We start from the raw sequence: 25539 nt of genomic DNA, 5'->3' as shown, positions 1-25539 counted from the left end.
GATAAAAGGGTCAGGAGTGCGACACAAAGTCAATACAAAAAACGTCCTACATTGAAGATAGGATCGCCCCTTAGAAAATTAAGCAATTGATATTGATAGATATTATTGGATTTATTTATCTGTATGCATGAGATTTTATTTTTTGACGCGCGTAATTTTATGCGTCCGCTCTGCAGCGAAACAAACCTTGAGGTGAAAGCCCCCGGCAGGACGGAAACGCCACTCGCGGCGGACCGATCGGGATCGCCGCCGCTCAAACACCGTTTGGCCTGCATCGTCACCCGGCGAGCGGGATGGGAACGGGCGCGCCTTCCGCAGCCATCTGCTGGCGGCACGTGCTGTCGTCGGGAAGACCCATGCGGCCGCCGCGCGCCGTGACAGCGATGGCCGCGGCGGCGGTGGCATAGGCCACGCAATCGAGCGGCGCCTTTCCCTGCGCCAGCGCCAGGCAATAGGCCCCGTGAAAGCAGTCGCCCGCACCGGTGGTATCGACCGCCTTTACGGCATACGCAGGAAAATGCCACCGCGTAGCGTCGTTCCTCTGCCGGACATAACAACCGTTTTCGCCGTCGGTGAGCACGACCGCGGATCGGTCTTGCGACCACAGCGCATCAAGCACCGCCTCGGGCGCGGTCTGCCCGGCATAGGATCGACCGAAAGCCAGCGGCAGCACGAGGTTATCGGTGAGCGCCATGATCCTGTCGGTGGCGGGACCGACGGTCCATTCGATATCCGCGACGACAGACAGGCCCAGGGCCCGCGCCCGCGCAACCACGGCTTCCGAATGGGTCGAATAGCCGTCGATCAGCAGGACCGGCGCCTGCGCCAGCACATCATCCGACAGGTCAAGCGAGGTGCCGTGCAACACGTCGTCGTCATAGGCAATGAAGCGGTCGCCGGCCGGATCGACGGTGATCACCGATCGGATCGGCAGGGAGCCGGCGGCCCGCGGCGCAAGGGATGTGTCCACCCCGTCGCGCTCGAGTTGCAGCCCGCCGACATCGTCTGACGGCTGGTCATTCAACCAGCCGATAAAGGCGGCACGACCGCCGAGGCGGGCTATGGCCACCAGGGCGGTGGCCACGTTGCCGCCATGGTCCATGGCGCGCCTGGTGACCTTTCCCTTGCCCGATGACAGCGGCCGATCGACATAGATTATGTCGTCGATGGCAAGTGCCCCGAAACCCAGAACATGGAAAGGTCGCGACATCGCTCAGAGGCCTGCAGCGGCCAGGGCGTCTGCCGGCGCCATGCCGTCATGGATGACCAGCTTGAAGGCAAGTGCTGCCTTGGTGGTATCGCCATGACCCCAGAGATTGCGTCCGACGACCGCACCCTTGGCGCCGGCGCGCAGCGCGTCAGATGTCTGGGTCAATGCGCCGAGCAGCGTTTCGGTCTTCGGCCCGCCGGCAATCACGACAGGGACCGGGCAGGTCGCCACCGTCTCGCGGAAGGAGTCGAAGTCGCCGGTATAACCGACCTTGATCACATCCACGCCGGTCTCGTAACCGATGCGCACGGCATAGGCGATTTCATCCGGGGTGAAGACGATCTTGCCGCCATCCGAGAAGTCGCGCGGATAGACATGGGCGACGACGGGCATTTCGAACCGCGCCGCGGCATTCACGGTATCGGTCAGCCAGCGGATGTATTCGCCTTCCGTATTGCCGCGCACCGGAATGGCAACCGCCAGCGCGTCGGCACCATAGCGCACGGCGTCTTCCGGCGTCGCAATGAGCTGGCGGATGCGGTCGTCGGCGGTGAAGCAGCCAGCCTGGATGACCAGCGCCGCCTTGCCGGCATATTCCTCCCACAGATGGCGCGCAGCACCCGGCTGGATGCTGACATAGTCCGGTCCGCCGGCCATCACCCGGCGCAAGGCGCCCGGCAGGTCCGCAAGGCCGCCTTCGCGCACATTGCCGTAGCCGACGAAATGATCCACCGCGCCGCCGAACAGTTTGCCAGACGGATTGGAGAACAGGCGCGAGAGGCGAATTTTGGTTCCGAGACCCATGGCAATAGTTCCTTCATGTTGGATGAGGCTGATGTTGACCGGACCCTAACGCGAAAATAAAACAACTTTCAATATTTCGATTTCTTTCGTTTGGCACTTAGCGTAAGATTTTTTATAGGCCTGATTGATAATAATCTTGAATTGGCCTATCAAAACGATCATCGGGCTTTCGAAATTCGAAAGCCTCTCACGGCGCATGAAGCGGGCGAGGTTACAGATGCTTGCAGAGCAAAGACGGCACCAGATTTTGCTCGAACTTCAAAGGGTCGGTCAGGCGCGGACCCGACAGCTTGCCGAGTTCTTCGAGGTTTCCGAAGTCACGATCCGCTCCGATCTCGAAATCATGGATGCCAAGAAGCAGTTGATCAAAACCCATGGCGGAGCGATCGCCATACCTGCGGATTCCCCGGCCGCGGCCTTCGAAGAACGCATGCAGCGCAATTTCGAGGCCAAGCGGCGCATCGCCCAGATGGCCGCCCGGCAGATCATCGACAACCAGTCCATCGTCTTCGACAGCGGCTCGACGCTTCTCCAGGTCGCCATGCAGATGCCGCCGGTCAACAATGTCGTGGTGGCGACGACGGCGATGAACATCGCCCAGCACCTCATGTATCGCCCAGGCCTCGACGTCCACATGATCGGCGGCCGGGTGTTTCCCAGTACGGTCAGCACGATCGTCTCGGATTCCGACAAGGTTCTCGGCGGCCTGGTGGCCCACCAGGCCTTTGTCAGCGCCCATGCGATCGACCAGGCATTCGACGTCGTCGATGTCTCGGAAGACATCGCCCGGACCAAGCGCAATCTGGTGCGCATGGCGCGTCGGGTGGTGCTGGTGGCCGATTCCAGCAAATGGGACACCGGCGCCTCCTCCAAGGCCTTTTCCCTGTCGCGTGTCGACCTCATCATTACCGACAGCAATATGCCGCACAGCATCCGAAGCCGTCTCGACAAGCTGGGCGTCGAGGTCCGCTATGCCTGACCGCCATGCCGGGCGCGGAAGTGGCTGAAGGCCCGAACCACGTCAGCATGTCGATCCTGCACTCAAACGCCCAGCCGACGTAACGTCTCGTAGTTGGCCCGAACGGCAGAGGCCGGATCCATGCCGGCTTTTTCAGACTCCTCTTCGACCACGATCCAACCGTTAAACAGCGGCGCCTCACGCACCGTCGCGATGACCGCCAGCACGTCGCATGCGCCTTCGCCCAGCATCGTCCAGGTGCCGCTGGCATCGACATCCTTCAGATGGACATAGCGGATGCGGTCCCGGAACGCGGCAAGCGTATCGGCCATCACCTGGCCACCGCGCAGGATATGGCCGGTGTCCGGCACCCAGCCAACCTGCGGCTCCAGCAGGGCAAAGAGCGCGTCGTAATCGGCGCGCGTCAACAGCAAGGTGTTGTGATGGGACGAGGGATGGACCGCGACCGTGACGCCGGCTGCCTTACCGATCTCCATCGAGCGATTGTAGCATTCGGCGGCCACCGCAAACTTGTCGGCACGCGGCCCATCGGAGACGACGGTGGCCGAGCCCATCGACACGAGCGCGCCGGGGAAGTTCGCTGCAAAATCCACCCAGCGGCGCGTCGTCTCGAGGTCCGCCGCCATCTGCTCGGGCAAGGTAAAACCGCTGTGCGAGCCGAAGGCAAAGGACACCAGCGTCAGGCCGGCATCCCCAAGGGCGCGGGCGAAGGCTTCCGGCTTTTCCGCATAGCCGCCGATCATCGTGTCGGTGATTTCAATGCCGGCATAGCCGCCCTCGGTGATGGCGCGCAGCAGATCGTCCGGCCCGCCTTGCCACCCACTCCCCAACATTTCCCAGGTGAAGGTCTGGCAGCCGATTTTCAAGTCTGTGCTCTTCATAACGTGGTCCTGACTGTCCGTTGATCGTCGCGCCGCGCATCAATGGGCAGGCGCAGCCTTGCCTTGTCCGCCAAGAATGCGTCGCCCAAGATGGCGCGACAAATGCCGTGAGTTCGAAAAGTTAAGGGGATCGACACGCCTCCAAGTGTCTTGTCACTACGTAAGATTAAATGTTACCGTGCGTCAACATATTTTCTTCTCTGCGTTCAAACGGCGGTCTGTCCGCATCTTCATCCACCCTCTTCAATCCGGCAGGACCAGGCATTCCCATGACAAAGAAACAGAATACGGCACTTCGAATCGGCGTGGTGGGATGCGGAAACATTTCCATGGCCTATATGCGCAACGCGGCGCTCTTCCGGGGCGTTGAAATCACCGCCTGCGCCGATCTCGACATGGCAGCAGCACACCGTCGCGCCGCGGAATTCGGACTTCGTGCCGCCGACGTCGATTCGCTGCTGGCCGACAAGGCCATCGACCTCGTCTTGAACCTGACCATCCCTGCCGCCCATTTCGACATTTCGATGCAGGCGCTTTCGGCGGGCAAACATGTCTTTACCGAAAAACCGCTCGGCGTCACCGCAGCCGAAGGGCGCAAGCTGGTCGAGGCCGCTGCGGCCAAGGGCCTGTCGATCGGATCGGCCCCGGACACGTTTCTAGGGGCGGCCGGTCGCCATGCGCGCCGGCAGATGGAGGCGGGCGCCATCGGCAAGCCGGTCACCGGCACGGCCTTCATGATGGGACGCGGCATGGAACACTGGCATCCCGACCCCAGCTTCTACTACCAGCCGGGCGCCGGCCCTGTCATGGACATGGGACCCTATTACCTGACCATGATGGTCAACCTGCTCGGTCCCGTGCGCCGCGTCCAGGCCGTGGCGACCAGCGGCCAGGACGAGCGGCTCATCACCGCCGACGGGCCGAAAAAGGGCACGAGCTTCAAGGTCGGCACGCCGACCAGCGTTCTGTCCATTCTGGAGTTCCATTGCGGCACGAGCATCACCTTCGGCGCCTCCTGGGATGTGTTCCGCCATTCCAATCACCCGATCGAACTGCACGGCACGGAAGGGTCGCTTCGCCTTCCCGATCCGGATAATTTCGGCGGTGTCGTCGCCGTCTCGAACCGCGGAGCGCCCTGGCAGGAAACGGATACGGCGGGTCACCTGTTCGGTGCGATCAACTGGCCGGTCGCCGCACCCGATCGCGCCAATTACCGCATGCTCGGCCTGGCCGATCTCGCCCGCTCGATCACCGAGGCACGACCGCCACGGGCTTCCGGCGAACTGGCATTGCATGTGCTTGAAATCATGGAGGCTATCCTGCGGGCCGGAGAAACGGGTGTGGCGCAGACCATTGCCGGCAAGGTCGCGCAGCCGAAGGAGTTGCGCGAAGACGAAGCGGCGAGCCTGCTGGCATGAGTGGCTTGGACTCTTCCGCCATTCGCGCCCTTGCCTGGCCGGGCGATCCGGAAAAGCCTGTCGAGGATTGCACGCCGCAGGAGGCAAGGCAGCAGTATCTGGATGGTTTTTCCCGGATGCAGAACCCGCTCGAAGAGGTCGATGCCGTCTCGGAACGCCGGATCGGCGACATCAGGCTAAGAATCTGGCGCGGGCGCGGCGCGCCTGACCACGGTGCCCCGGCGCTGCTTTACCTGCATGGCGGCGGCTGGGTGATCGGCGCGCCCGAAACCCACGAGGACATCTGCCGGAACCTAGCCAATGCCGTCGGGGCTGTGGTCGTCTCACCCGATTATCGGCTGGCACCGGAGCATCCCTTTCCGGCCGCCGTCGACGATTGCGCCGCCACACTGATCTGGATGAACGAACAGGCCGGCGCGCTCGGCATCGACCCAAAACGCATTCTTGTCGCCGGCGACAGCGCGGGGGGAAATCTGGCGGCCGTCCTGGCCCTGATGGCCCGCAATCGCACGGTGCCGGCTGTTGTCGGTCAGGTCCTGATCTATCCAGTCACGGACCAGACCCAGTCCTCCGAAAGCTATCGGCGCTATGACAAAAATTTCGGCCTGACGGCGGCCGGCATGCGCTGGTTCCGCGACCATTATCTGCCGGCGGGCGCAGATCTGACCGACTGGCGGGCGTCGCCGCTCGGCACGGCCTCACTACAGGATGTTGCGCCGGCCTTCATCGTGCTGGCCGGACACGATGTGCTGTTCGACGAGGGGCTTGCCTATGCCGAACGCCTCCAGGCGGAAGCGCGCGCCAGCGTCCGCATCTGGCCCGGGCAGATCCATGGCTTCCTCTCCATGGGCCGCGCCATACCGGAAGCGCGCGACGCGCTGGACGCGATCGCGCAGGCGTGGCGTTCCATGGATCCGGCATTCGGGGGATGATACGGATGGGCTGTCAGGCGGAATCGCGCATGACAAGGGTTGCCTCCAAAATGACCCGGTTGGCGGCAGGCTGCCGATCGGCGGCATCGTCTTCCATGCTGAGCAACAGGATTTCAACAGCCTTGGCGGCGATTTCCGGCGCGTTCTGGGCCATGGTCGTCAGGGACGGACAGGCATAACGGCTCAGAGGATGGTCGTCGTGGCCGGCGATCCTGACGTCGCAGCCTTCCGCCCGACCGATCTTCAGTCCGGAGGCAAAGGCTGCAGCCATGGCGCCGAAGGCGAAGCGGTCGTTGGCGCACAGCAGCGTCTTGCCCGGCAGGCCGCCCTTCGAGAGAATTCGCTGCATCTGCTCATAGCCCAGCCGCTCGAACTCCCAGGACGGCGGCGCGTCACACTCGATGACCTCCGGCGAATGTCCCTCGCGGATCATGGTGGCGCGATAGCTTTCCGTGCGCTCATTGGTATTGGCCAGCATATGGGGAACGTCCAGGAAGATCGGCGGCTCGCCGGACCGACAGAGATATTGCACGATGGCCGCGACGCTCTGCGCACTGTCGTTGCCGACAAAGGGCAGGTCGAACGTGGCGGGGCTGTCGAAACAGACGACAGGGATCGCATCGGTCAATCTCTCCAGGGCCGAGCGGCGCGAACCAGGCCCGAGCGGCGCGACGATCGCGCCGGCGACCTTCAGCGACATCAGCGTCCGGACCGCCTCCTCCTCAAGCTCCGGTCGCGTATGGGAGGACAGTTGAACGGGCCAGAAGCCCTTGTCGCGCAATTCGAGCTCGATCAGCGAGACGACCTGCACGTAGAAGGGATCCGACATGGTCGGCACCAGAATGCCGATATTCTTGGTGCGCTTGCGGTTGAGGTGACGGGCAAAGAGATTGGGCTCGAAGCTCGACTTCTTCAGCGCCGCCTCGATGCGCTTGCGGGTCACCTCCTTGATCTGCGTCGGGTCGTCGAAATATTTCGAAAGCGTTGGGCGCGAGACGCCGCAGGCGCCGGCAAAATCGTCCATGGATTTGTATGTCTTCTTGGCCATTCAAGTCCTTCGTGCCAGGCAAAACGCCGTGCTAATGGCGATATTCGATTTTTCAAAGCCGATTTTCGTCGCATAGACTGCCGCGGAACGAAAGGCGCGTCTTCTATTGGAAAACGATCGTCCCGCCATGCGCGTCGCCACAAACTGAATTTTAATACACCCTTTCATTTGTTTACGAAAGTAAAGAAATAATGCTCCACAAGCAACAGAAATCGGGTTGAAAATTTCTCGCGCGCAAATTTTTTTTGTCTTTATTTTTCATCATCTTATGATGCATTTTACGGAAATTCCGGGCTTCCGTTGCGCTGCTTTCACATTTCATCGTTGACATGGGAAGGCTCCAGGAACCTACTTCCAATCCGATCTGGGAGGATCGATCAACGCATAGTCTACTGGGAGGCAGACATGAATTTCAAACAATTCGGCAATACGATGCGGGCAGCCGTTGCCGCATGGGCGCTTTGCGCAACAGCGGCCTATGCCGACACGACCATCGAATTCATCCAATGGTGGGAGCCGGAAATGCCAGCGGGTGCGCTCCGCGGCATCATGGACGATTTTGAAGCGAAAAATCCCGGCATCAAGGTCACTCTGGTCAGCGGCCCCTATTCCTCGACGCGCGACCAGATCGTGGTCGGCGCCGCGTCGGGCACGCTGAGCGACGTGGTCGGCCTTGATGGCGCATGGGTCAACGGCTTGTCCAAGCAGGGCGCCATCGCCTCGCTGGACGAATTGATGGACAACGCCAAATATGACCGGAGCCAGATTACCGACATCGTCAAGGTGGATGGCAAGAGCGTGATGTTCCCGCTCGCCTCCTTTGTGTATCCGGTTTTCGTCAACCTCGATCTTGCGAAAGCCGCCGGCGTCGATACCCTGCCGTCGACGCGCAGCGAATTTGCCGAAGCCGCCAAGAAGATGACCGACGCCTCCAAGAACCAGTATGGCTGGGTCTTGCCGCTGTCGCTGCAATCGCCGGGCGGCATCCAGAACGACGTCATGTCCTGGGTCTGGGCCTCCGGCGCCTCGATGATGAAGGATGGCAAGCCTGATCTCGAAAACGAAGCCGTTGTCGGCACGCTCGACTATATCCAGTCGCTCAACAAGGCCGGCGTGATTTCGCCCGGCATCTTTGCCAAGAAGGAGCAGGACAAGGTCGAGGAATTCGTCAACGGCCGCGTCGGCATGATGGTCGACTCGCTCGCCCACGTGAACCTCATCCGCGAACGCAATCCGGACCTCAAGTTCGGCATTTCCGCCCTGCCGGCCGTCGATGGCTATACCGGCAAGCGCGGAATGCCCTATGCCTCCTGGGGCATCGGCGTCAGCGAGGGCAGCGAACACAAGGACGAAGCCTGGAAGCTGGTCGAATTCCTGATGAGCGCCGAAGTGAACGGTCGCCTCGTGTCGATTGCCAACGCGTTTCCCGGCAACGTCAATGCGAAGCCGGACTTCGTCACAGGCGACCCGATCTTCGCGGAAGCCTTCAAGATCTTCCAGAGCGGTTATCCGGCCAATGAGTTTGTCGGCCTGCCGGTTGCCGAAGAGCTGATGCGCGACATGAATGTCGAGGTGCAGAAGATGTTCGACGGCGGGCAGACCGCCAAGGAAGCCGCTGCCAATGCGCAGAAGGCCTGGTTGGCCAAGTTCTAGCCACTCCACGCGCTCACGGGCCCGGCTGCGCGTCATGCGCGGCCGGTACCCCTTGCAGTCCTCGGCAGATTGGAGAGTCCAGCCCATGAACGGTTCCGCCCTGGCAATGACCGACACAAGGCCCAAAGCGCGCAAATTCCGCTACAGGACATTGCGCAGGTTGACGCCCTATCTCTATGTGTCGCCCGCCACCCTGCTCCTCACCTTGCTGATGCTGTTTCCCATGCTGATGGTGCTGCGCTATTCGCTGATGGATGGCGCCATCATGAAGAAAGGTGCGGTCTTCGTCGGTCTCCAGAATTACCTGACCCTCGTCGCGGATCCGGTCTTCTGGCAGTCCGTCGGCCAGACGCTCTACTTCACTGTCATGAGCGTGGTGTTCCATTTCATCATCGGTCTCGCCTTCGCGCTGCTGTTGAACACCAATCGCGTCGATCCGCTGATCCGCAGCGTCCTGCGCGTGCTGTTCATCCTGCCATGGCTGTTTACGGCCGTGATCATCGCCATCATCTGGCGTCTGCTGCTCGATCCGAACGGCGTCGTCAACAGCGTGCTGATGGCGCTTCATATCATCGACTTCAAGGTGGAGTGGTTTTCCTCGACCAAGACGGCGATCCACGCCCTGACCTTCGCCAATATCTGGGCCGGATATCCGCTCTACATGGTCAGCCTGCTGGCCGGCTTGCAGGGTATTCCCAAAGAACTCTACGAGGCGGCCGGCATCGACGGGGCCAACGAGGTCGAGAAATTCTGGTACATCACCATTCCGCAGCTGATGCCGATCATCATCAGCATCGCACTGCTCGATTTCATCTGGACGATGCAGGTCTTCCCGCTCGTCTGGATGACCACCGGCGGCGGCCCGATCTATTCGACGGAAATGCTCTCGACCTACACCTACAAGCTGGCATTCTCCCGTTACGAATTCTCGCTGGCCTCGGCGAGCGCCATCGTCATTCTGATCATCTCGATGAGCGTCACCTATTTCTACATCAAGCATCAGCAGCGCAGGTAACCGGTCATGGCAAAACGCTCCCTCAAGCATTCCCTCCTGCCGACGGTCGTCACCTATGTCGGGCTTGCCGTCGGGCTGGTCTTTGCGGCCTTCCCGATCGTCTGGATGTTCTTCAGTTCGCTCAAATCAAACCGGGAGATCTTCGCCCTGCCGCCAAGGCTGCTGCCGGACGATTTCACGATTGCGGCCTATCTGACGATCTTCAACGACCCCGTCAAAGTCCGGTTCTTCCTCAACAGCTATTTCGTGGCCGGCGTCGTCACGGTTCTGACGCTCCTCATCGCGATCGTGACCGCTTACGGTTTCAGCCGTTTTCAGTTCCGGTTCAAGAATACCCTGAACATCTTCATCATCAGCACCCAGACGGTGCCGCCGATCACGCTGCTCATTCCCTATTTCGGCATGGTCGTGGCCTTCCGGATCTTCGATACCTATCTGGCGCTGATCCTGACCTATATGGTGTTCACCCTGCCCTATGCCGTTCTGCTGATGACGGGCTATCTCAATACGCTGCCCAAAGAACTCGACGAGGCGGTGCTGGTCGACGGCGGCTCGAGCTGGACGGCGCTCTGGCGGGTGATCGTCCCGGTCTCCATCCCTGGCATTGTCGCAACCGCGGTCTACACCTTCCTGCTGGCCTGGAACGAATTCCTCTTCGCGCTGACGCTGACCAAGTCGATGGACCTGCGCACCGTGCCGATCGGCATCCAGCTCCTCATGGGCCAGCACGCCTTCGAATGGAACGAGATGATGGCGATGAGCGTGCTCGGTTCCCTGCCGCTGCTGGTCCTCTACCTGGTCGCGCAGCGCTATTTCCTGGCCGGTATGACGGCGGGTTCGGTCAAGAGCTAAGGCTGCTCACTCGTCGCAGAACAGATCGCAGACACGCCGACGCACCAGCTTGAGGCTGCGGTCTGGCATGATGATATAGGTTTCATCGACGCGCCGTCCGCGCTCATCGGTGAACTGATGGGGCACCATACTGCCGACCGGGGCTTTGGTCAGCTTGGTTCGCGGCTGGCCATTATAGGTGATACTACCCGGAATAGGCTCAAGTTCCCGCGCGGAGTTGACAGTGCCAGCACTACAGCCGGCCAGGCTCAACGTCAGGGCAGCGACAAGCAGAGTTTTGTTCATGTGCGTTTCTCCTGCAGATATCCAATTGGCCGCGGACAGCGGCCCGTTCCAAGCAAGCGATGCCCTAACCTATCGGAGCTGCAACAGTCCAGACAGCCTGATGTTCCCCTTGACATGAAAACTGTCGAGACTTGGCACCTTTGATGCCGAACTTTGCGGCCGACGGGAGATGGCCATTCAAGGCGATTGTCGCTGCAGCCGGTTTACCGCTAACATCGGCGGAACAATCGCACCAGCGGGACGTTCGGGCAGTCTCACCCCGACTCTGTCTGGTACCCGCGGCAGAATCCGACACCGCGATTGAGGTCGGAACACGAAGATGGATAAATTGGATGCCCCTGCAACGAGCGAGTTTCTATCTGCTGATTGTGCTCGTCACCATCGCATTCGGCGCCATCCTCTTGCCCTTCTATTCGGCCATACTCTGGGCCGTGGTTCTTGCCATGATCTTCTTTCCGCTCCATTCCCGTCTGGAAGCGAAACTCGGCTCCTGGCGAAACACTGCAGCGGCATTGTCGGTGCTGCTCTGCATCTGTGTCGCCATTATCCCCGGCTTCCTCATCCTGAGTTCACTGGTTCAACAGGGCAGCGCTCTTTATAGGCGGATCGATTCCGGAGAGATAGACCTTGGTAAAATGGTGCAGGAGCTGCATGACGCGCTGCCGCTGCTCGTCCGCGGCTGGGTCGACAGATTGGACCTGGGCGGCGCCGGCTTGCTGCACGAGCGCGTGTCCTCGACCCTGATGCAGGGCGGCGGCTTCTTTGCCGGCCACGCCTTGAGTCTCGGCCAGAACACGCTCGAGTTTTTCGTCGCCTTCGGCGTGATGCTCTATCTGATGTTCTTCATGTTTCGGGACGGACGCTCCATTGCCGCGACGGTCAAGGATGCACTTCCTTTGAGCGACGCCCATACCGCGCGGTTCGCCTCCAAGCTGACCTCGGTCATCCACGCGACGGTGCGAGGCACCGTGATCATTGCCCTCATTCAGGGCTCGATCGGCGGCATCGCGTTCTGGATCCTTGGGCTTGAGCCCGCTCTTTTATGGGGCGTGCTGATGAGCTTCCTGTCGCTGCTGCCGGCCGTGGGTTCGGCGCTGATCTGGATACCCGCCGCCATCTATCTGGCCCTTGCCGGATTCTGGATGAAGGCCATGGTGCTCGTGGCCGTCGGCGCTCTCGTCATCGGTCTTGTCGACAATCTTCTGAGACCGCGGCTGGTCGGCAGGGAGGCAAAGCTTCCGGACTACGTCATTCTGATTTCCACCATCGGCGGGATTTCACTGATCGGCATCAACGGATTCTTGATCGGACCTCTGGTTGCCGTCCTGTTTACTGCGGCCTGGCAGATCTTCGAGCGAGAAGAGGAAGGCACGTCCGTTCCCTGAGATCTGCACTTTATTCGACAACGGTTTTCCCGTTTTCATCGAACAGATAGATATTCTCGGGCTTTGCCGTGAACCGGATCCGATCTCTTCGCGCGAACATCCTGTCCGTGGCCGTCTTGATCAGAAATTTCTGACGGGCTCCCGGCAAGTCGACATAGAGGATCTGAACCTCTCCGAGATTCTCGACAAAATCGATGACGCCGTCGAACACCGGGCCGGTGCTTCCGGGCTCCGCAAAGATGATGTTCTCGGGCCGGATGCCCACACTGATCTTCTGTCCGGCGTATCGCGCAGCGTCCTGCAATCCGACATCCAGCACGACATCGCAGTCCAGCACGGCCTGCACATCGGGCGTGGCCTTGAGAGTACCCGGCAGAATATTCATCGCCGGCGAACCGATGAACTGGGCCACGAAGAGGTTTTCCGGCTTCCTGTAAAGCTCGAAGGGCGAGCCCACCTGCTCGATATGACCGTCCTTGAAGACCACGATGCGGTCCGCCAGGGTCATGGCTTCGACCTGATCATGGGTGACGTAGATCATCGTCACATCGGGCATGCTCTCCTTCAGCTTGGCGATCTCGATGCGAGTGGCGACTCTCAGGGCGGCATCCAGATTGGACAAGGGTTCGTCGAACAGGAAGATGCGCGGATTGCGCACGATGGCCCGGCCGATCGCAACCCGCTGCCTCTGTCCGCCCGACAAAGCCTTCGGCAGACGCTGAAGATAGTCGCCAAGTTGCAGGATCTGCGCAGCCTTGCGGACCGCCTCGTCGATCTTGGTCTTGGAAAGTCCGGCGATCCGCAGCCCGAACGCCATGTTTTCATAGACGGTCATATGCGGGTAAAGCGCATAGGACTGAAACACCATGGAGATGCCGCGCTTGGAGGGCAGGACATTGTTCATCCGCTCGCCGTCGATGAGAAGATCCCCTGACGTGATGGTTTCGAGCCCGGCGATGGAGCGCAGCAAGGTGGATTTGCCGCAACCGGACGGACCGACAAAGACAATGAACTCACCGGGTCTGATCTCCAGATCAATGCCGTGGAGAACCTCAAAATCGGCATAGGATTTACGGATATTCTTCAGTGCCAGTGAAACCATCGGTCCCGTTCCTTTACTCTATGTCTGTTCGCGGGTCAGAAAGAGCCCCCGCTCAAGGGGCGAGGCCCGCGAGGAATGTCACCAGTGGGTTTGCCTTGCGGTTCGAAATCTCGGCATCGTTCTTCACCCTGATGGCCCACCGTACAAGCCGGGCACCCGCATAGCGCAGCGGTTCCGGCGGCAATCTCGTACGCCGGCCGATACCGACCAGGCCACACCGGCTCCAGCGATCCTGCCGCCCCAGCACGAGGCTCGCCATGATGTGTCCGGCAACCGGAGCCTGAGCGATGCCCGTTCCGTTGAAGCCGACGGCGTAGAAGATGTTCGGGTGGTCCTTCAGATGGTCAAACACCGGCAGGTGCTCCGCCGTGCAATCGATCGGGCCGCACCAGTCATGAAGAACGGCAACGCCCCGAAGCTCGGGATAGACCCGGTGAAGTTCGCGCACATTGTCGAAGCCGAGATCACCGCTGCGGTTGAAGGTCGAGCCGATACGGTCGCGATAGGCAATGCTGCCCGTGCCCCGGCCGAAAATCACCTGCCCTGCCGGCGTTCGTTGATAGTAGAGGACGTGCCGTTGCGCGTCGCAGATCGAGGCGCCACTGGTCCAACCGATGTCGGTCAATGTTTGCGGCACAGGCGCCGTCGCGATCACCTGGCTGCTGACGACATAGAGATAGGGATGCAGCTCGGGCAAGGCGGCGAGCCAGGCATTCGCCGCCAGCACGACCCTGGGGGCCGACAGAACGCCCTGGGCGGTCTGCAACTGCACCTGCGCGCCCGGCGTAATCTCCAGAACCGGGCTCTGTTCGTGAATGACAATGCCCCTGGCCAGCGCCAGTTGCCGCAGACCCAAAGCGAGCTTGGCCGGCTGGACTGTGCCCGCTTTCTCCTCGGCAATACCGAGATAGGAGGCGCTTGAACCGGTTCGCCGCAGGATGTCTGCGCCGTCGAGCGACCGGAACCGATCCTCGCCGATTTTGCGGCAATGTTCAAAGGCCGGCGTCCAGGCGCCTTCCTGGGCAATCGAGCTTGCCGTCCAGAGCCAGCCGTCCAGGCGCAGGTCCATGTCGATCGTGCCCGCATCCTGCAGGGCCTTCAGCTCGTCGATCGCGTCGACCGTAGCCCGGCACAGCATAAGCGCATCCTCGTCACCGACGACCGCACTCAACTGATCGATCTCGGCAAACCAGCTGTGCACCTGGCCGCCATTGCGCCCCGATGCACCCGATCCGCAAAAATCCGCCTCCAGAATGGTAATCCGCGTTTCGGGCGCGCTTTCCTTGATCCGCAGGGCTGTCCAAAGGCCGGCATAACCGCCGCCGACGATCGCCACATCGCAGGTTTCAGCGCCCTGCAAAGGATCGGTGAGCCGATCAGCATTGATGTCCTGCAGCCAGAACGAACGGTCTGCCTTGGCCGCGGCCACCGGTGGCCTCATCTTGATCTTGCCCATGGTCAAACCCTTTGCGCTGCGCGGATGACGGTGTCGTATTTCTCGAGAAGCCATCCCGGAACCGGCTGGATCTCTTGCGGGAAGCCGCCCAGATGCGTGCAGGTTTCTGAGGCCCGCCAGGCGGCGTGGTTCAGCGCCTCGGCCTCGCTGAAGCCATTAAACGTCAGCGCCGTGATGAAGGCGGCAATGAAGCTGTCTCCCGCGCCGCAGGTATCGACAACCGATACCGGCACGGAGCCTGCGGAAAAGCGGCTCACTCCGTCGTCATAGAAGGACCCGCGCTTGCCGCAGGTGACCACGACTTTTCGTGCGCCGGCCTCTTTGAGGCCATCGATCAGAGGCTCCACTGCAACGGAGGCATCGTCCGGGCCAGACGCAAACACCAGGGGCACATCGGCGAGCGATATCGCAAAAGGCCTGGTCGAGACATCGAGGCTAAACGGCACGCGATCCAGAACCAGGCGACGCACCAGCACGTCGCTGGAATGGGTCCCCAGATGCACCCAATCGGCCGAAAGCAGGTCATCATAGCGCTGCTGATCCGGCACATAGTTCTCGCCGGCCCCCAGCGACTCCAGCAGGAAACGCCGTTCACCGGCATCATCAGCCAGCAGCGTGACGGCGGTGTCTCCCGGCAACACCTCGACATCCCCGGCATTCAGCCCGGCAGACGATATCACGTCGAGCATCAATGCCGCCTCCTGATCGGCGCCGACCGCCCCGAAATAGCGGGCATCGGCTCCGTTGCGTTGCCACTGCGCGGCGACGTTGAGAGCGTTGCCGCCGACGGTCACGAATCCCTTGGTCAGATAGACATCCAGGCAATTGTCGCCAACGGCAAAGAGAGTTGGAGTTGCATTGGTCATGGTCATTCCGTTGAACGTCGAGAAAGGGAAACTGCGCGCCTGGACCGTTCGGCGCTGCGGCCCGGGTGATATTGGACGAAGGGCTCCATCATTTGCCGATGCCTTCCGCCAGGCCCCGGATGAAGAACCGCTGGGCCGCGAAGAAGACGACGAGAATGGGCAGGGCGGACAAGGTCATGGCGGCGAAAACAACGGCGTAATTGGTGCCATGCTTGGCCATGATCGATGTCAGGCCGACCGGCAGCGTCTGGACATCCGCACCGCTGGTGAAGATCATCGCAAACAGGTATTCGTTCCAGGCGAACAGCACATGCAGAATGACGCAGGACACCAGGATCGGCTTGCACAGAGGCAAAATGACACGCCAGAAGATCTGGCTTTCACTGGCCCCATCCATGACCGCCGCTTCATCGAGATCCCGTGGCAGACCCAGCATATAGGCGCGGATCAGGAAGGTGGTGAAGGGAATGCGGAAGGCCGTATAAAGCAGGATCAGGGCCCAATAGGTATTGTAAAGGCCGAGATCCTGCATCATGCGCACCAGCGGGATGACAGCCACGGTGGGGCTCAACATCAGGCCGCCCAGCACCACGGCAATCAGCAGCGGCTTGCCCGGCAGCCTGGACCGCGTCAAGCCATAGGCCGTCCAGGCACTGATCAGCACCGTGCACACAGCCGAAGCCAGGGTGACGATAATGCTGGTCGCGATGTAGTTCTTGATGCCCTGGTTCCAGGCGGCAACGTAGTTTTGTAGCGTGAAATTGGAGGGCAACGCGAAGGGATTTCCAAAAATTTCCGCGTTGTTCTTGAAGCCGTTCAATGCCATCCAGACCAGCGGGTAGATGACCACGATACCCAGACAGACCAGGAAGACGACCAGGCAGGTTTTTCCCAGAACGCGCAGAAAATCGTTTCGCTCGACGTCCGGCAGGTGATCGGAAACACTCATAGGTGAACTCTCCGGCTCTTGGTGTACCAAAGCTGCGCGAAGCCGGTCAGCAATGTGATGACGAAGATGACGGATGCGATGGCAGCGCCATAGCCGAAATCGTTTTCGATGAAACCCTGCTGGTAGAGCCACGTGCCCAGCACCTGGCTCATGTTGTTCGGCCCGCCGCCGGTCATCACCATGACCTCGTTGAACACCTGGAAAGCACCCGTCACGGTGACGATGACCATCAGCCCCGTCATTTCCCGCGTCAGCGGAAATGTGATGCTCCAGAGCCGCCGCCAGGTGCCGGCCCCGTCCATGATGGCGGCATCATAGAGTTCCCGGGGAATCTTCTGGATGGCGATGGCAAACAACAGCGTCGAATAGCCAAACCCCTGCCACTGGCTCATGGCGATGATGGCGTAGATGGCTGTCTGTTCTTCCCCCAGCCAGGCCCGCGACCAATCGCCCAGGCCGATCACTTTCAGGGCCGAATCGAGAAGCCCGATGTCGGGCTGATAGATGAAATAGAACAGGAGACCGGTCACGGTAATGGAGATCGCCGACGGGATGAAATAGACGGCGCGCCAGAATCTCCGCCATTCTTCCGTCTCCAGCCCTTCTATCATCGCGGCAAGAACGAAGGCCCCGAACACCTGGAAGAGAACGGACAGGACGGCGTAGAGCGTGTTGTTGGCGATCGCCGTGACGATCACGGGATCGTCCAGCAGACGCCGGTAATTGTCCAACCCGATGAACGAGGTTTCACCGGTAAAGATATCCTGGTTTGTCGTGCTGACGGCAAAATTGTCGATGATCGGATAATAGACAAACCAGAGGATCAGCACGAACGAGACGACAACCCAGCGAAACGAGGACAGTCTTGCGATCATCCCGGGCAGACCTGAATCTGGCCTGCCCGGCAGGGAAAAGCCGCTCTCGGCGACGTCTCCCACGTTTTGAGGCTTCATGATGGGCATCGGTCAGCCCTGTCCTTACTTTGCAGAGGCCGCGGCTTCTTTGACCTTCTCGACGAGCTGTTCCGGGGTCATGGAACCGCCGATCAGGGCCTGCAGACCGGAGAGCCAGACGGAGGCCACGCGCGGAGGATTGGCGGTATCGAGCCACGGCATCAGATAGGAGGATGCCGCAATCTCCTTCAAGCCTTCGACGACGGCCGGGTTCATCGTGTCCGCCGAATAGCCGCCGACAGCCGCACTTGGCTGGCCGTAGGGAGGCGAGGACAGGATCTTGCCGTTCTCCGGCGACGTCACGAACTTCATGAAGTCGAGCGCCAGCGGAATATTCTTCGAGGCGGAATTGATCATGTAGCCTTCCGGCGCTCCCTCGATGGCCTTGGCGTCGCCGGCGGCATTTTTGGGAACCGGGAGCTTGAAGAAGCCGAAGTCGCTGTTCTTGAGAACCGCCCCTTCCGCAGCACTCTGGTCGAACTCGATGATCTCCTGATAGTACATCGCCGACTTCGCGCTGCTGAACTGCTGCAGGGCAGAGGCATAGGACGTGCCGTTGGTTCCTGTGCCATCGGTGCAGGCATCGATCAACTGCTTGAACTGCTTCAGGCTTTCGACATAGCCCGGATGCGTATAGTCGGCAGTGGCGGGATTGAAATCCTTCTCGAGCGTCGCCTGCGGAACGTTATAGGCGAGCAACTGACCGGCAAAATGCACGGCGGGCCAGCCCTCCTTGTTGCCGAAGGAAATCGGCGTCAGATCCGATTTGCGCAGGGTGGCGCAGGCCGACAGCAGCTCGTCGAAATCCTTGGGAACCGCCACGCCGGCCTTGTCAAACAGGGCCTTGTTGAAGCCCATGAACTTGGCATCGAGATAAAGCGGAATGCCGTAGAACTTGTCATTGTATTTGAAGGCGGAGACGGCCGCGGGTGCGAGAGCCTCGCCCCAGGCGCCGCCAGTGCCGACCACTTTGCTCAGATCGACAGCCCGGTTGCCGCGCACGAAATTCTCGCCCCAGCTGCCCGTCCAGGAAAAGTAGATATCCGGCAGGGAATTGGAGGCGACCAAGGCCTTGGTCTTGCCCTTGATGCTGTCGTCGCTTTCCTGGATCAGCTCGACCGTCACACCGGGATGAAGCTTTTCATATTTCGCGGCTATATCGACGAAAAACGGAGAGAGTTGCTGCAGGCCGAACTTGGTCAGAATGCTCACTGTACCGGAATACTCGACCGGAGCGCTCGGATCGGCAACAACAGCGTCAGCTGCCAAGGCGATGGACGCGCCAGCCAGAAAGAACCCTCCCGCTGCGACGGCTGCGAGACGTGTCGTGCTCAAAAGTGTGTTCTTGTATGTCATTGTGCAGTTCCTCTCTTTTGTTGGATTGGCGGGAGCATTTCGCGGCGACCAGACGTCCCGGAAATGCCCCCTGCCCTGGTTTTCAGGCACGTATCAACGCAAGACTGTCTTCGTTCCTCCTTGAGGGGACCCTAGTATTCAACGCGCTTGTAATACCGTCGCGTCGTCAGCGGATGGTCCCGCAGAACCTCAAGATGGGCGCTGAGGCGCTCCAGCATCGTCGCCAGGATCACCGGAGAAATGAGGCTGCGCGTCTTTGCGGAAATCCCAGGCAGATCGGCGGACGCGGCATCCAGGATGCGAACCTTGTCGGTGTAGCGCTTGGCGAAATTTTCGACCCGGTCGGTGAGCGGCCGATAGGCATCTTCACCCTTGAAGACGAAGACGCTGACGCCGGGCTCCACCAGCTCCAGCGTGCCATGGAAGAAGTCCGACGCATGCACGGGCCGCGTCTTGATCCATTGCATTTCCTCAAGGATGCACATGCCGTAGTAATGGGCCTCGGGCCAGCTGGAGCCGGCACTGGTGAAGATGTGGTAGGTCTCGTCCTTGATATCCTGCGCCAGCGCGGCGGCCGCAGGCTCGTAGTTCTGTTTGACCGACACCAGCAATTGCGGCAGCAGTTTCAGTTCCGCGACGGTCGCGTCGAAATCATCGTACTCGCCGCGTTCGGCCAGCAGCGCCAGAACGATCAGCAGGGTCTGCAGATAGAAGGATTCAGACGAGGTATCGTCTTCGCCGAAATTGGTGAAATTGTAATCGGCATCACGGCCGAGCGGCGTGTCCTTGTGTCCGGTGAGGGACAAAGTCTTGACGCCCCGCTCCTTCAGGAAGGCCAGCAGCTGGACGCTCTCCTTGGTGGTTCCCGACAGCGACGGAAGAATGACCAAGGCCTTCTCATCGAGGCCTGCCGGCGGCTGCAGGACAACCTGGGCCGGAAATGCGGCTGACACCGGAAACAGCGTCGAGTTCTGGGCAAGTCCAATCGCCGGAAGCGTCAGAAACTGCACGCCGCCCGTTCCCATGAAAAACACCCGCTCCAACCCGCCGGCCAGGAGATCGCGCATCACGGCGCGAATATCGTCAGCGATCGAAACCGCGCCACTTTGTATCGTCACAAAGCGATCTTTATCGAAATTGAGCATTAACACCTTCCCGTTCGCACTTCGGATTGCTGCACGGCAGCAATAATCCGGTCGTACAAAAAATCCGTTGGAACATTGTGAGATCGATCTCACATTCATTAACTCATAATGAATTGCCGTTGACAAGTAGGTCGTTGGGATTTTTTTGAGTGCGGTGGAAAGGCGATTATTTAGCGGCCAGACGGCTGACAGAACCGCGCACGATCAGCTTGGTTTCAAAGCTTAAATGCTCCGGAGGCGACTGTTTCCCGGCAAGCCTTTTCATCAGCAACCGAGCCGCCGCAAAACCGAGTTCCGACACCGGCTGAGACACGACTGTGATCTGCGGATCGGTAAACGTCGCCAGATTGAAGTCATCGAAACCGATCAGCGAGACCTCGTGCGGGATCGAGATTCCCATCGAGCGGAAGGCGAGCAGCGCTCCTTGCGTCATCAGGCTGTCGACCGTGAAAAGCGCTGTCGGCGGGTTCTTGCGGCTGAACATGCGAATGGTGACGTCGATGGCATGCTCGACGGTGGATTGCGATACGGAAATCAAGTGTTCATCGAGCCCGATGCCGTTTGCAGCCAGGGCATTGCGGTAGCCGTTCAGGCGCTCCTGCGATGTGAAAATCCGCGTATCATCCTGAAGAAGGCCAATCCGCCGGTGTCCCATGCCAATCAGATACTCGACCGCCTTGCGCGCCCCGCCTTCGTTGTCGACGACGACGCTGTCGCAGTCGATGTCCTGCACCACACGGTCGATCAGGACCAGCGGTATGCCGTCATCGATCAGCCGCTGCAGATGCGCGCTATCTGCTGAAGACGTGGGGGCGACGATGAAGCCGCGAATGCTCAGCGACTGCAGGCTGGAGAGCAGCGATTTTTCCTGCTCGACCTGCTCCTCGCTGCTGCCGATGACAAGATTGTGCGCGTCCTCCCGCGCGACGAATTCCACATCGTGGGCAATCTTAGCGAAGAACGGATTCTGGATGTCACCCAGCACGCAGCCGATGATCGGCAACTGGCCGCTGCGCAACGCCTGGGCAAGGCGGTTTCCGCGATAGCCGAGCTGCTCTGCGGCCTTCAGCACTTTTTCGGCCGTGCCGTCACCCACATAGCCGTAGCTGTTCAGCGCGCGCGCAGCAGTTGCACGCGATACTTTCGCAAGCGCAGCCACATCCTTCAACGTCGCGGGTCTCGGAGACATCGTCGCCCTCATGTAAAACAATGCAATTCAGGCGAAAAACGAAGGTACCGAATCGAAGATATCGCAATATATTCAGATTGCTGGCATTCTGTTTGAAGTCCTGAAACCGATAGCAGGCGTGGCCTGGTTTCGTCCCGCCTGCAATATGCCCGACGCAGGCCGCTATGCAAGAGGTTTGAAAGACGGACGTTTCAGACGTCCGGAGAACGCGCTGCGGGCGGGCGAAGCAGCTTGCGTCACACGGTACCTATCGATCCTCGCTCGACCAGTTGGGTTGGCAGGACGAGATGGCGGGGCGGACACTGTTCGCCGTTCAAACGCTCGATCAACATCCGCGCCGCCGCTTCTCCCAGCTCATAGACCGGCTGCCGTACCACTGTTACCGGCGGCGATGTGACAGCGGTCCAGGCGGCGTCGTGAAAGGTCAGCAAAGACAGCGCGCCCGGCATGTCGACGCCGAGTTCACGGGCGACCTTGAACACCTCAAGCGCAATCAGACTGTCGGACGCAATGATGGCACTTGGCGGTGCGGCACTGCCGAGCAGATCCATGGTCAGGCGGCGGGTCGCTTCCGGCGTATTGGCGCCGACGCGGATCCATTGCGCCATGGGGCCGATACCCGCTTCCTCGCCGATCCTGACGAAACCTTCGATACGTTCGCGCACCGAAGCTGTCGAGATCTCGTCGGCATGGCTGTAAACATGCGTCGGCGTATCGCAGGCTGTGACATAGGCGATGCGGCGGTGCCCGCGAGAGACCAGCAATCGGGTCACGTTTTCCGCCGCCTGCCTGTCATCCGTCGTCACTGTATCGACGTCGAGGGCGCCGATCGCCCGGTCCAGAAGGACCAGTGGCCGGCCGGCGCGGCCGATCTCCTTCAAATGATCGACCTCGCTTTGCCGTGCCGGCGAGACGATCAATCCGTCAACCCGCTTGGCGACCAAAGTCTTGATGGCGGCGCGTTCGACTTCGAAATCCTCGCCTGAATTGGCAAGGACCACATTGAAGCCTGCCGCGCGGGCTATCTCCGAAATGCCGCGCACGGCCGAGCCGAAGAACGGGTTCTCGATATCCCCCACCACAACGCCGATCGTGCCGGAGCGGCCGGTCGTCATGCTGCGGGCAAGCTCGTTGGGCCGGTAGTCCAGCGATTTTGCCGCTGCCTTGACCGCATCACGGACCCTGTCGCTGACGGTGCCGTAGCCGCCGAGCACCCGTGCCGCGGTGGCTTTCGACACACCGGCGGAACGCGCCACGTCGGCGACCGTAACGGCTGTATTTTTCGGCTGAGCTTCTTTCATGCGACAAGGTTTACAAGAGATATTGACGACGGGTCAATACGAATATAACAATCGTCAAGTGAGAAAGAGACCGGTCTCATTTAACAAAGAGACCGGTCTCAATACAAAAAATAACGAGATCGGCTTGCGACTTCAAGGTCCAGGACGGGGGAACACCCTTGCCTGGAGAGACACCCTCACGCGTTGTGAAAACGATCTGCAACCCACCACCAGAGACGGAGAACTTGACCATGACAATCACTTCGCAGGCAAAACATGCATTTTCAGTCCGGATGCGCACGGCCGCTCTGGCGCTAAGCCTCGCGCTGACGGGAGGCCTCGCCTCCGGAACACACGCCGCGGACAATCCCTACGGCCTCATCGACCCGCAGACGATCAGCGTCGGCACCATGGGCGATGCCAAGCCCTACACCTTCACGACCGCAGACGGTAACTTCACCGGATTCGATATCGAACTTTTCCTGAACGTTGCCGAGCGGATGGGCTTCAAGAAGGACCAGGTCATCTTCACCGGTCAGGAATTCTCGGCCCTGATGCCGTCGGTCGCCAATGGTCGCTTCGACGTGGCCGTCGCCGCGATCGGCACGACCGACAAACGCAAGCAGACCGTCGATTTTTCCGATGGATATCTTGCCGGTTACCTGTCTGTCGTCACCCCCGAAGCCGCAATCACCGATGCCGCAGCGCTCAAGGGCAAGCGCCTTGGCGTGGTGCAGGGGACGCTGCAGGAGATCTACGCCGAGAAGAATTTCGTCGGAACCGATCTGGTCAAATTTCCCGACAACAATTCCGCCATCTCGGGCCTGAACAACGGCACCGTTGATGCCCATTTCCTCGATTATGAGGCCGCCAAGGACTATACCGTGCGCTATCCGGCGCTGAAGGTGGCGATCAACATTCCCAGTTTCGATGCGCCTGCCGGTTTTGTCATCCGCAAGGGCAATGACGCCTTGAAGGTGGCTTTCAACAAGGGCCTGCACGACGCCATGCAGGACGGCACCTGGAAGACGCTTTACGAAAAGTGGTTCCCAGGTTCGCCGATGCCGGAGGCCTATCTTCCCAAGAAGTGACCTCATAAGCCCGGCCGACTAACGGCCGGGCCTTCCGGCCTCGCCGCGACTCCAGGCTCCCCAAGGAAAATGCCATGAACTGGTTTGACAACATCCGTCGAAGCTTTTTCGACTGGAACGCGATGGTTGAAGTTCTGCCCACCATGATCATGGTCGGGCTGAAGAACACGCTGATCCTGGCCTTCGCCTCGACGATTCTCGGGATTGTCATCGGCATGGTCCTGGCAATCATGGGAATATCCCGATCCGCATGGCTGCGGATTCCGGCCCGTATCTATACCGATATCTTCCGCGGTCTGCCGGCCATTGTCACCATCCTTCTGATCGGTCAGGGGTTCGCGCGCATCGGCCGTGACCTGTTCGGGCCATCGCCGTTTCCGCTCGGGATCATGGCCCTCAGCCTGATTGCCGGCGCCTATATGGGCGAAATCTTCCGCTCCGGCATCCAGAGTGTCGATCGCGGCCAGATGGAGGCATCCCGGGCGCTCAGCATGAGTTATGGCCAGGGCATGCGGCTGATCGTCGTGCCGCAGGGGGTGCGCCGGGTCCTGCCGGCGCTGGTCAACCAGTTCATCGGCAACGTCAAGGATTCGAGCCTCGTCTATTTCCTCGGCCTTTTGGCCTCCGAACGCGAAATCTTTCGCGTCGGTCAGGACCAGGCGGTGGTGACCGGCAACCTGTCGCCGCTTCTTCTTGCCGGCATCTTCTACCTGATCATCACGGTGCCGCTGACCCATGTGGTCAACACCATCGATACCCGCCTGCGGATCGGCAAGCAAAGGCCGGCCATCGTGACAAGCGGGCTGGAGGAAGTCTCCGAACTCGACCACGCCAGCCGCGCCAAGGATGCAAGCGCCACCTTCAAGGGCGGCAGCCTTGAGGTGAAGGACCTGACCATGGCCTATGGCGAGTTGGAGGTCCTGAAGGGCGTCGACCTCGCCGTGAAGCCGGGAAGCGTCACCTGCATCATCGGTCCGTCCGGCTCGGGCAAGTCCACGCTGCTGCGCTGCCTCAACCGACTGGTTGAACCCAAGGGCGGAACGCTGCTGCTGGATGGCGACAATATCCTGGCGATGAAACCGGAAAAACTGCGCCGACGGGTCGGCATGGTGTTCCAGCACTTTAACCTGTTTCCCGACCATACCGCCCTCGACAATGTCATGCTGTCGCTGACCAAGATCAAGGGTTTGCCACGGGTACAGGCCGAGCGCATCGCCAAAGCGCGACTGGCCGATGTCGGCCTTGCCAGCCGCCAGCATCACCGGCCCGGAGGTCTGTCCGGCGGCCAGCAGCAGCGCGTGGCAATTGCCCGGGCACTGGCGATGGAGCCGGAGGTCATCCTGTTCGACGAGGTGACCAGCGCGCTCGATCCGGAACTCGTCAAGGGTGTGCTCGACCTGATGGCCGATCTCGGCGGACGCGGCATGACCATGGTGGTGGTCACCCACGAAATGGGCTTTGCCCGGCGCGTGGCGGACCAGGTGGTCTTCATGGACGAGGGCCGCGTCGTGGAAACGGGCACGCCTGAGCGCATCTTCGACGACCCGCAAAGTCCGCGCCTGCGCCGCTTCCTCGCCGAAGTGCTGTGAGGCACTCCGGGGGAGCGCCCCACTCCTCGCGCCGACGATACCTGGCCCTCGTCGGCTGCAGCAGTCATGAAAACCCCGGCGGCGGCCGGAAAGACACAGAT

Annotated in this window: 23 protein-coding genes; 9 read left to right on the top strand and 14 right to left on the bottom strand. The window is 60.6% G+C overall.

The genetic code is table 11. From position 1 onward, the window contains the following. Positions 1-277: 277 nt before the first annotated feature. Positions 278-1210, bottom strand: a complete 933-nt coding sequence (locus HGO38_RS13340) for a PfkB family carbohydrate kinase (protein ID WP_250956383.1) — start codon at positions 1208-1210, stop codon at positions 278-280. Between the two features lie 3 nt (positions 1211-1213). Further along, complete coding sequence (locus HGO38_RS13335) at positions 1214-2014, bottom strand: beta/alpha barrel domain-containing protein (protein ID WP_250956382.1); 801 nt, start codon at positions 2012-2014, stop codon at positions 1214-1216. Positions 2015-2231: 217 nt separating this feature from the next. On the opposite strand from HGO38_RS13335, the gene HGO38_RS13330 reads away from it, so the two are divergent. Further along, a complete protein-coding gene (locus HGO38_RS13330) occupies positions 2232-2993 on the top strand; it encodes a DeoR/GlpR family DNA-binding transcription regulator (protein ID WP_250956381.1) in 762 nt (253 codons plus the stop codon). A 62-nt stretch (positions 2994-3055) separates the two neighbouring features. On the opposite strand, the gene HGO38_RS13325 is transcribed toward HGO38_RS13330, so the two are convergent. Next, on the bottom strand, positions 3056-3874 hold the full coding sequence (locus HGO38_RS13325) for a sugar phosphate isomerase/epimerase family protein (RefSeq protein ID WP_250956380.1): 819 nt from the start codon (positions 3872-3874) through the stop codon (positions 3056-3058). Positions 3875-4143: 269 nt separating this feature from the next. On the opposite strand from HGO38_RS13325, the gene HGO38_RS13320 reads away from it, so the two are divergent. Both HGO38_RS13320 and HGO38_RS13315 read left to right on the top strand, forming a co-directional pair. Then, a complete protein-coding gene (locus tag HGO38_RS13320; protein WP_250956379.1) occupies positions 4144-5292 on the top strand; it encodes a Gfo/Idh/MocA family protein in 1149 nt (382 codons plus the stop codon). Then, positions 5289-6224: an alpha/beta hydrolase gene (locus HGO38_RS13315; protein ID WP_250956378.1), complete on the top strand. Its 936-nt coding sequence runs from the start codon at positions 5289-5291 to the stop codon at positions 6222-6224. Before HGO38_RS13320 ends, HGO38_RS13315 begins: the two co-directional genes overlap by 4 nt. A 13-nt stretch (positions 6225-6237) precedes the next feature. On the opposite strand, the gene HGO38_RS13310 is transcribed toward HGO38_RS13315, so the two are convergent. After that, positions 6238-7272, bottom strand: a complete 1035-nt coding sequence (locus HGO38_RS13310; protein ID WP_250956377.1) for a LacI family DNA-binding transcriptional regulator — start codon at positions 7270-7272, stop codon at positions 6238-6240. 405 nt (positions 7273-7677) lie between these two features. Between HGO38_RS13310 and HGO38_RS13305 the strand changes: the two genes are divergently transcribed. From HGO38_RS13305 to HGO38_RS13295, 3 genes are all read left to right on the top strand, one after another. Then, positions 7678-8925: an ABC transporter substrate-binding protein gene (locus HGO38_RS13305; protein ID WP_250956376.1), complete on the top strand. Its 1248-nt coding sequence runs from the start codon at positions 7678-7680 to the stop codon at positions 8923-8925. Between the two features lie 85 nt (positions 8926-9010). Further along, complete coding sequence (locus tag HGO38_RS13300) at positions 9011-9940, top strand: carbohydrate ABC transporter permease (protein ID WP_250956375.1); 930 nt, start codon at positions 9011-9013, stop codon at positions 9938-9940. Positions 9941-9946: 6 nt separating this feature from the next. Then, positions 9947-10792 (top strand): carbohydrate ABC transporter permease, encoded by an 846-nt coding sequence (locus HGO38_RS13295; RefSeq protein ID WP_250956374.1) that lies wholly within the window; start codon positions 9947-9949, stop codon positions 10790-10792. 6 nt (positions 10793-10798) lie between these two features. On the opposite strand, the gene HGO38_RS13290 is transcribed toward HGO38_RS13295, so the two are convergent. Continuing rightward, entirely contained in the window at positions 10799-11077 is a 279-nt protein-coding gene (locus HGO38_RS13290) for a hypothetical protein (RefSeq protein ID WP_250956373.1), read from the bottom strand. 332 nt (positions 11078-11409) lie between these two features. On the opposite strand from HGO38_RS13290, the gene HGO38_RS13285 reads away from it, so the two are divergent. Then, complete coding sequence (locus tag HGO38_RS13285) at positions 11410-12462, top strand: AI-2E family transporter (protein ID WP_250956372.1); 1053 nt, start codon at positions 11410-11412, stop codon at positions 12460-12462. A 10-nt stretch (positions 12463-12472) separates the two neighbouring features. On the opposite strand, the gene HGO38_RS13280 is transcribed toward HGO38_RS13285, so the two are convergent. The 9 genes from HGO38_RS13280 to HGO38_RS13240 all read right to left on the bottom strand — a co-directional run bounded on the left by HGO38_RS13280 (position 12473) and on the right by HGO38_RS13240 (position 22779). Beyond that, on the bottom strand, positions 12473-13564 hold the full coding sequence (locus tag HGO38_RS13280) for an ABC transporter ATP-binding protein (protein WP_250956371.1): 1092 nt from the start codon (positions 13562-13564) through the stop codon (positions 12473-12475). Positions 13565-13616: 52 nt separating this feature from the next. Beyond that, a complete protein-coding gene (locus HGO38_RS13275; RefSeq protein WP_250956370.1) occupies positions 13617-15020 on the bottom strand; it encodes an NAD(P)/FAD-dependent oxidoreductase in 1404 nt (467 codons plus the stop codon). A gap of 2 nt (positions 15021-15022) precedes the next feature. Next, a complete protein-coding gene (locus HGO38_RS13270; RefSeq protein WP_250956369.1) occupies positions 15023-15886 on the bottom strand; it encodes a PfkB family carbohydrate kinase in 864 nt (287 codons plus the stop codon). Between the two features lie 88 nt (positions 15887-15974). After that, on the bottom strand, positions 15975-16835 hold the full coding sequence (locus HGO38_RS13265) for a carbohydrate ABC transporter permease (protein WP_250956368.1): 861 nt from the start codon (positions 16833-16835) through the stop codon (positions 15975-15977). Next, positions 16832-17788 (bottom strand): carbohydrate ABC transporter permease, encoded by a 957-nt coding sequence (locus HGO38_RS13260; protein ID WP_250956367.1) that lies wholly within the window; start codon positions 17786-17788, stop codon positions 16832-16834. Before HGO38_RS13260 ends, HGO38_RS13265 begins: the two co-directional genes overlap by 4 nt. Positions 17789-17812: 24 nt before the next feature. Next, positions 17813-19144: an ABC transporter substrate-binding protein gene (locus HGO38_RS13255; RefSeq protein WP_250956366.1), complete on the bottom strand. Its 1332-nt coding sequence runs from the start codon at positions 19142-19144 to the stop codon at positions 17813-17815. A gap of 131 nt (positions 19145-19275) precedes the next feature. Beyond that, positions 19276-20289: an SIS domain-containing protein gene (locus HGO38_RS13250; protein WP_250956365.1), complete on the bottom strand. Its 1014-nt coding sequence runs from the start codon at positions 20287-20289 to the stop codon at positions 19276-19278. Between the two features lie 166 nt (positions 20290-20455). Next, positions 20456-21478, bottom strand: coding sequence for a LacI family DNA-binding transcriptional regulator (locus HGO38_RS13245; protein WP_250956364.1), 1023 nt, complete (start codon positions 21476-21478; stop codon positions 20456-20458). Positions 21479-21714: 236 nt separating this feature from the next. Further along, positions 21715-22779 carry a LacI family DNA-binding transcriptional regulator gene (locus tag HGO38_RS13240; protein ID WP_250956363.1) on the bottom strand — a complete coding sequence of 355 codons (1065 nt, stop codon included), beginning with the start codon at positions 22777-22779 and terminating at the stop codon, positions 21715-21717. A 272-nt stretch (positions 22780-23051) separates the two neighbouring features. On the opposite strand from HGO38_RS13240, the gene HGO38_RS13235 reads away from it, so the two are divergent. Both HGO38_RS13235 and HGO38_RS31030 read left to right on the top strand, forming a co-directional pair. Continuing rightward, positions 23052-23849 carry an ABC transporter substrate-binding protein gene (locus HGO38_RS13235; protein WP_502941559.1) on the top strand — a complete coding sequence of 266 codons (798 nt, stop codon included), beginning with the start codon at positions 23052-23054 and terminating at the stop codon, positions 23847-23849. A gap of 74 nt (positions 23850-23923) precedes the next feature. Then, positions 23924-25438: an amino acid ABC transporter permease/ATP-binding protein gene (locus HGO38_RS31030; RefSeq protein WP_284739408.1), complete on the top strand. Its 1515-nt coding sequence runs from the start codon at positions 23924-23926 to the stop codon at positions 25436-25438. The last annotated feature ends 101 nt before the right edge of the window (positions 25439-25539 follow it).

This window comes from Rhizobium sp. CG5 (genome assembly GCF_023701945.1).
In the GTDB taxonomy this organism is placed as follows: Bacteria; Pseudomonadota; Alphaproteobacteria; order Rhizobiales; family Rhizobiaceae; genus Allorhizobium.
The sequence above is the reverse complement of the archived record's forward strand: the minus strand, read 5'-3'. Positions and strand labels throughout refer to the sequence as shown.

Coding starts and splice junctions, on each gene's coding strand:
- HGO38_RS13340 (WP_250956383.1), bottom strand. CDS start 1,210: ATGTCGCGACCTTTCCATGTTCTGGGTTTCGGGGCACTTGCCATCGAC.
- HGO38_RS13335 (WP_250956382.1), bottom strand. CDS start 2,014: ATGGGTCTCGGAACCAAAATTCGCCTCTCGCGCCTGTTCTCCAATCCG.
- HGO38_RS13330 (WP_250956381.1), top strand. CDS start 2,232: ATGCTTGCAGAGCAAAGACGGCACCAGATTTTGCTCGAACTTCAAAGG.
- HGO38_RS13325 (WP_250956380.1), bottom strand. CDS start 3,874: ATGAAGAGCACAGACTTGAAAATCGGCTGCCAGACCTTCACCTGGGAA.
- HGO38_RS13320 (WP_250956379.1), top strand. CDS start 4,144: ATGACAAAGAAACAGAATACGGCACTTCGAATCGGCGTGGTGGGATGC.
- HGO38_RS13315 (WP_250956378.1), top strand. CDS start 5,289: ATGAGTGGCTTGGACTCTTCCGCCATTCGCGCCCTTGCCTGGCCGGGC.
- HGO38_RS13310 (WP_250956377.1), bottom strand. CDS start 7,272: ATGGCCAAGAAGACATACAAATCCATGGACGATTTTGCCGGCGCCTGC.
- HGO38_RS13305 (WP_250956376.1), top strand. CDS start 7,678: ATGAATTTCAAACAATTCGGCAATACGATGCGGGCAGCCGTTGCCGCA.
- HGO38_RS13300 (WP_250956375.1), top strand. CDS start 9,011: ATGAACGGTTCCGCCCTGGCAATGACCGACACAAGGCCCAAAGCGCGC.
- HGO38_RS13295 (WP_250956374.1), top strand. CDS start 9,947: ATGGCAAAACGCTCCCTCAAGCATTCCCTCCTGCCGACGGTCGTCACC.
- HGO38_RS13290 (WP_250956373.1), bottom strand. CDS start 11,077: ATGAACAAAACTCTGCTTGTCGCTGCCCTGACGTTGAGCCTGGCCGGC.
- HGO38_RS13285 (WP_250956372.1), top strand. CDS start 11,410: ATGCCCCTGCAACGAGCGAGTTTCTATCTGCTGATTGTGCTCGTCACC.
- HGO38_RS13280 (WP_250956371.1), bottom strand. CDS start 13,564: ATGGTTTCACTGGCACTGAAGAATATCCGTAAATCCTATGCCGATTTT.
- HGO38_RS13275 (WP_250956370.1), bottom strand. CDS start 15,020: ATGGGCAAGATCAAGATGAGGCCACCGGTGGCCGCGGCCAAGGCAGAC.
- HGO38_RS13270 (WP_250956369.1), bottom strand. CDS start 15,886: ATGACCAATGCAACTCCAACTCTCTTTGCCGTTGGCGACAATTGCCTG.
- HGO38_RS13265 (WP_250956368.1), bottom strand. CDS start 16,835: ATGAGTGTTTCCGATCACCTGCCGGACGTCGAGCGAAACGATTTTCTG.
- HGO38_RS13260 (WP_250956367.1), bottom strand. CDS start 17,788: ATGAAGCCTCAAAACGTGGGAGACGTCGCCGAGAGCGGCTTTTCCCTG.
- HGO38_RS13255 (WP_250956366.1), bottom strand. CDS start 19,144: ATGACATACAAGAACACACTTTTGAGCACGACACGTCTCGCAGCCGTC.
- HGO38_RS13250 (WP_250956365.1), bottom strand. CDS start 20,289: ATGCTCAATTTCGATAAAGATCGCTTTGTGACGATACAAAGTGGCGCG.
- HGO38_RS13245 (WP_250956364.1), bottom strand. CDS start 21,478: ATGTCTCCGAGACCCGCGACGTTGAAGGATGTGGCTGCGCTTGCGAAA.
- HGO38_RS13240 (WP_250956363.1), bottom strand. CDS start 22,779: ATGAAAGAAGCTCAGCCGAAAAATACAGCCGTTACGGTCGCCGACGTG.
- HGO38_RS13235 (WP_502941559.1), top strand. CDS start 23,052: ATGCGCACGGCCGCTCTGGCGCTAAGCCTCGCGCTGACGGGAGGCCTC.
- HGO38_RS31030 (WP_284739408.1), top strand. CDS start 23,924: ATGAACTGGTTTGACAACATCCGTCGAAGCTTTTTCGACTGGAACGCG.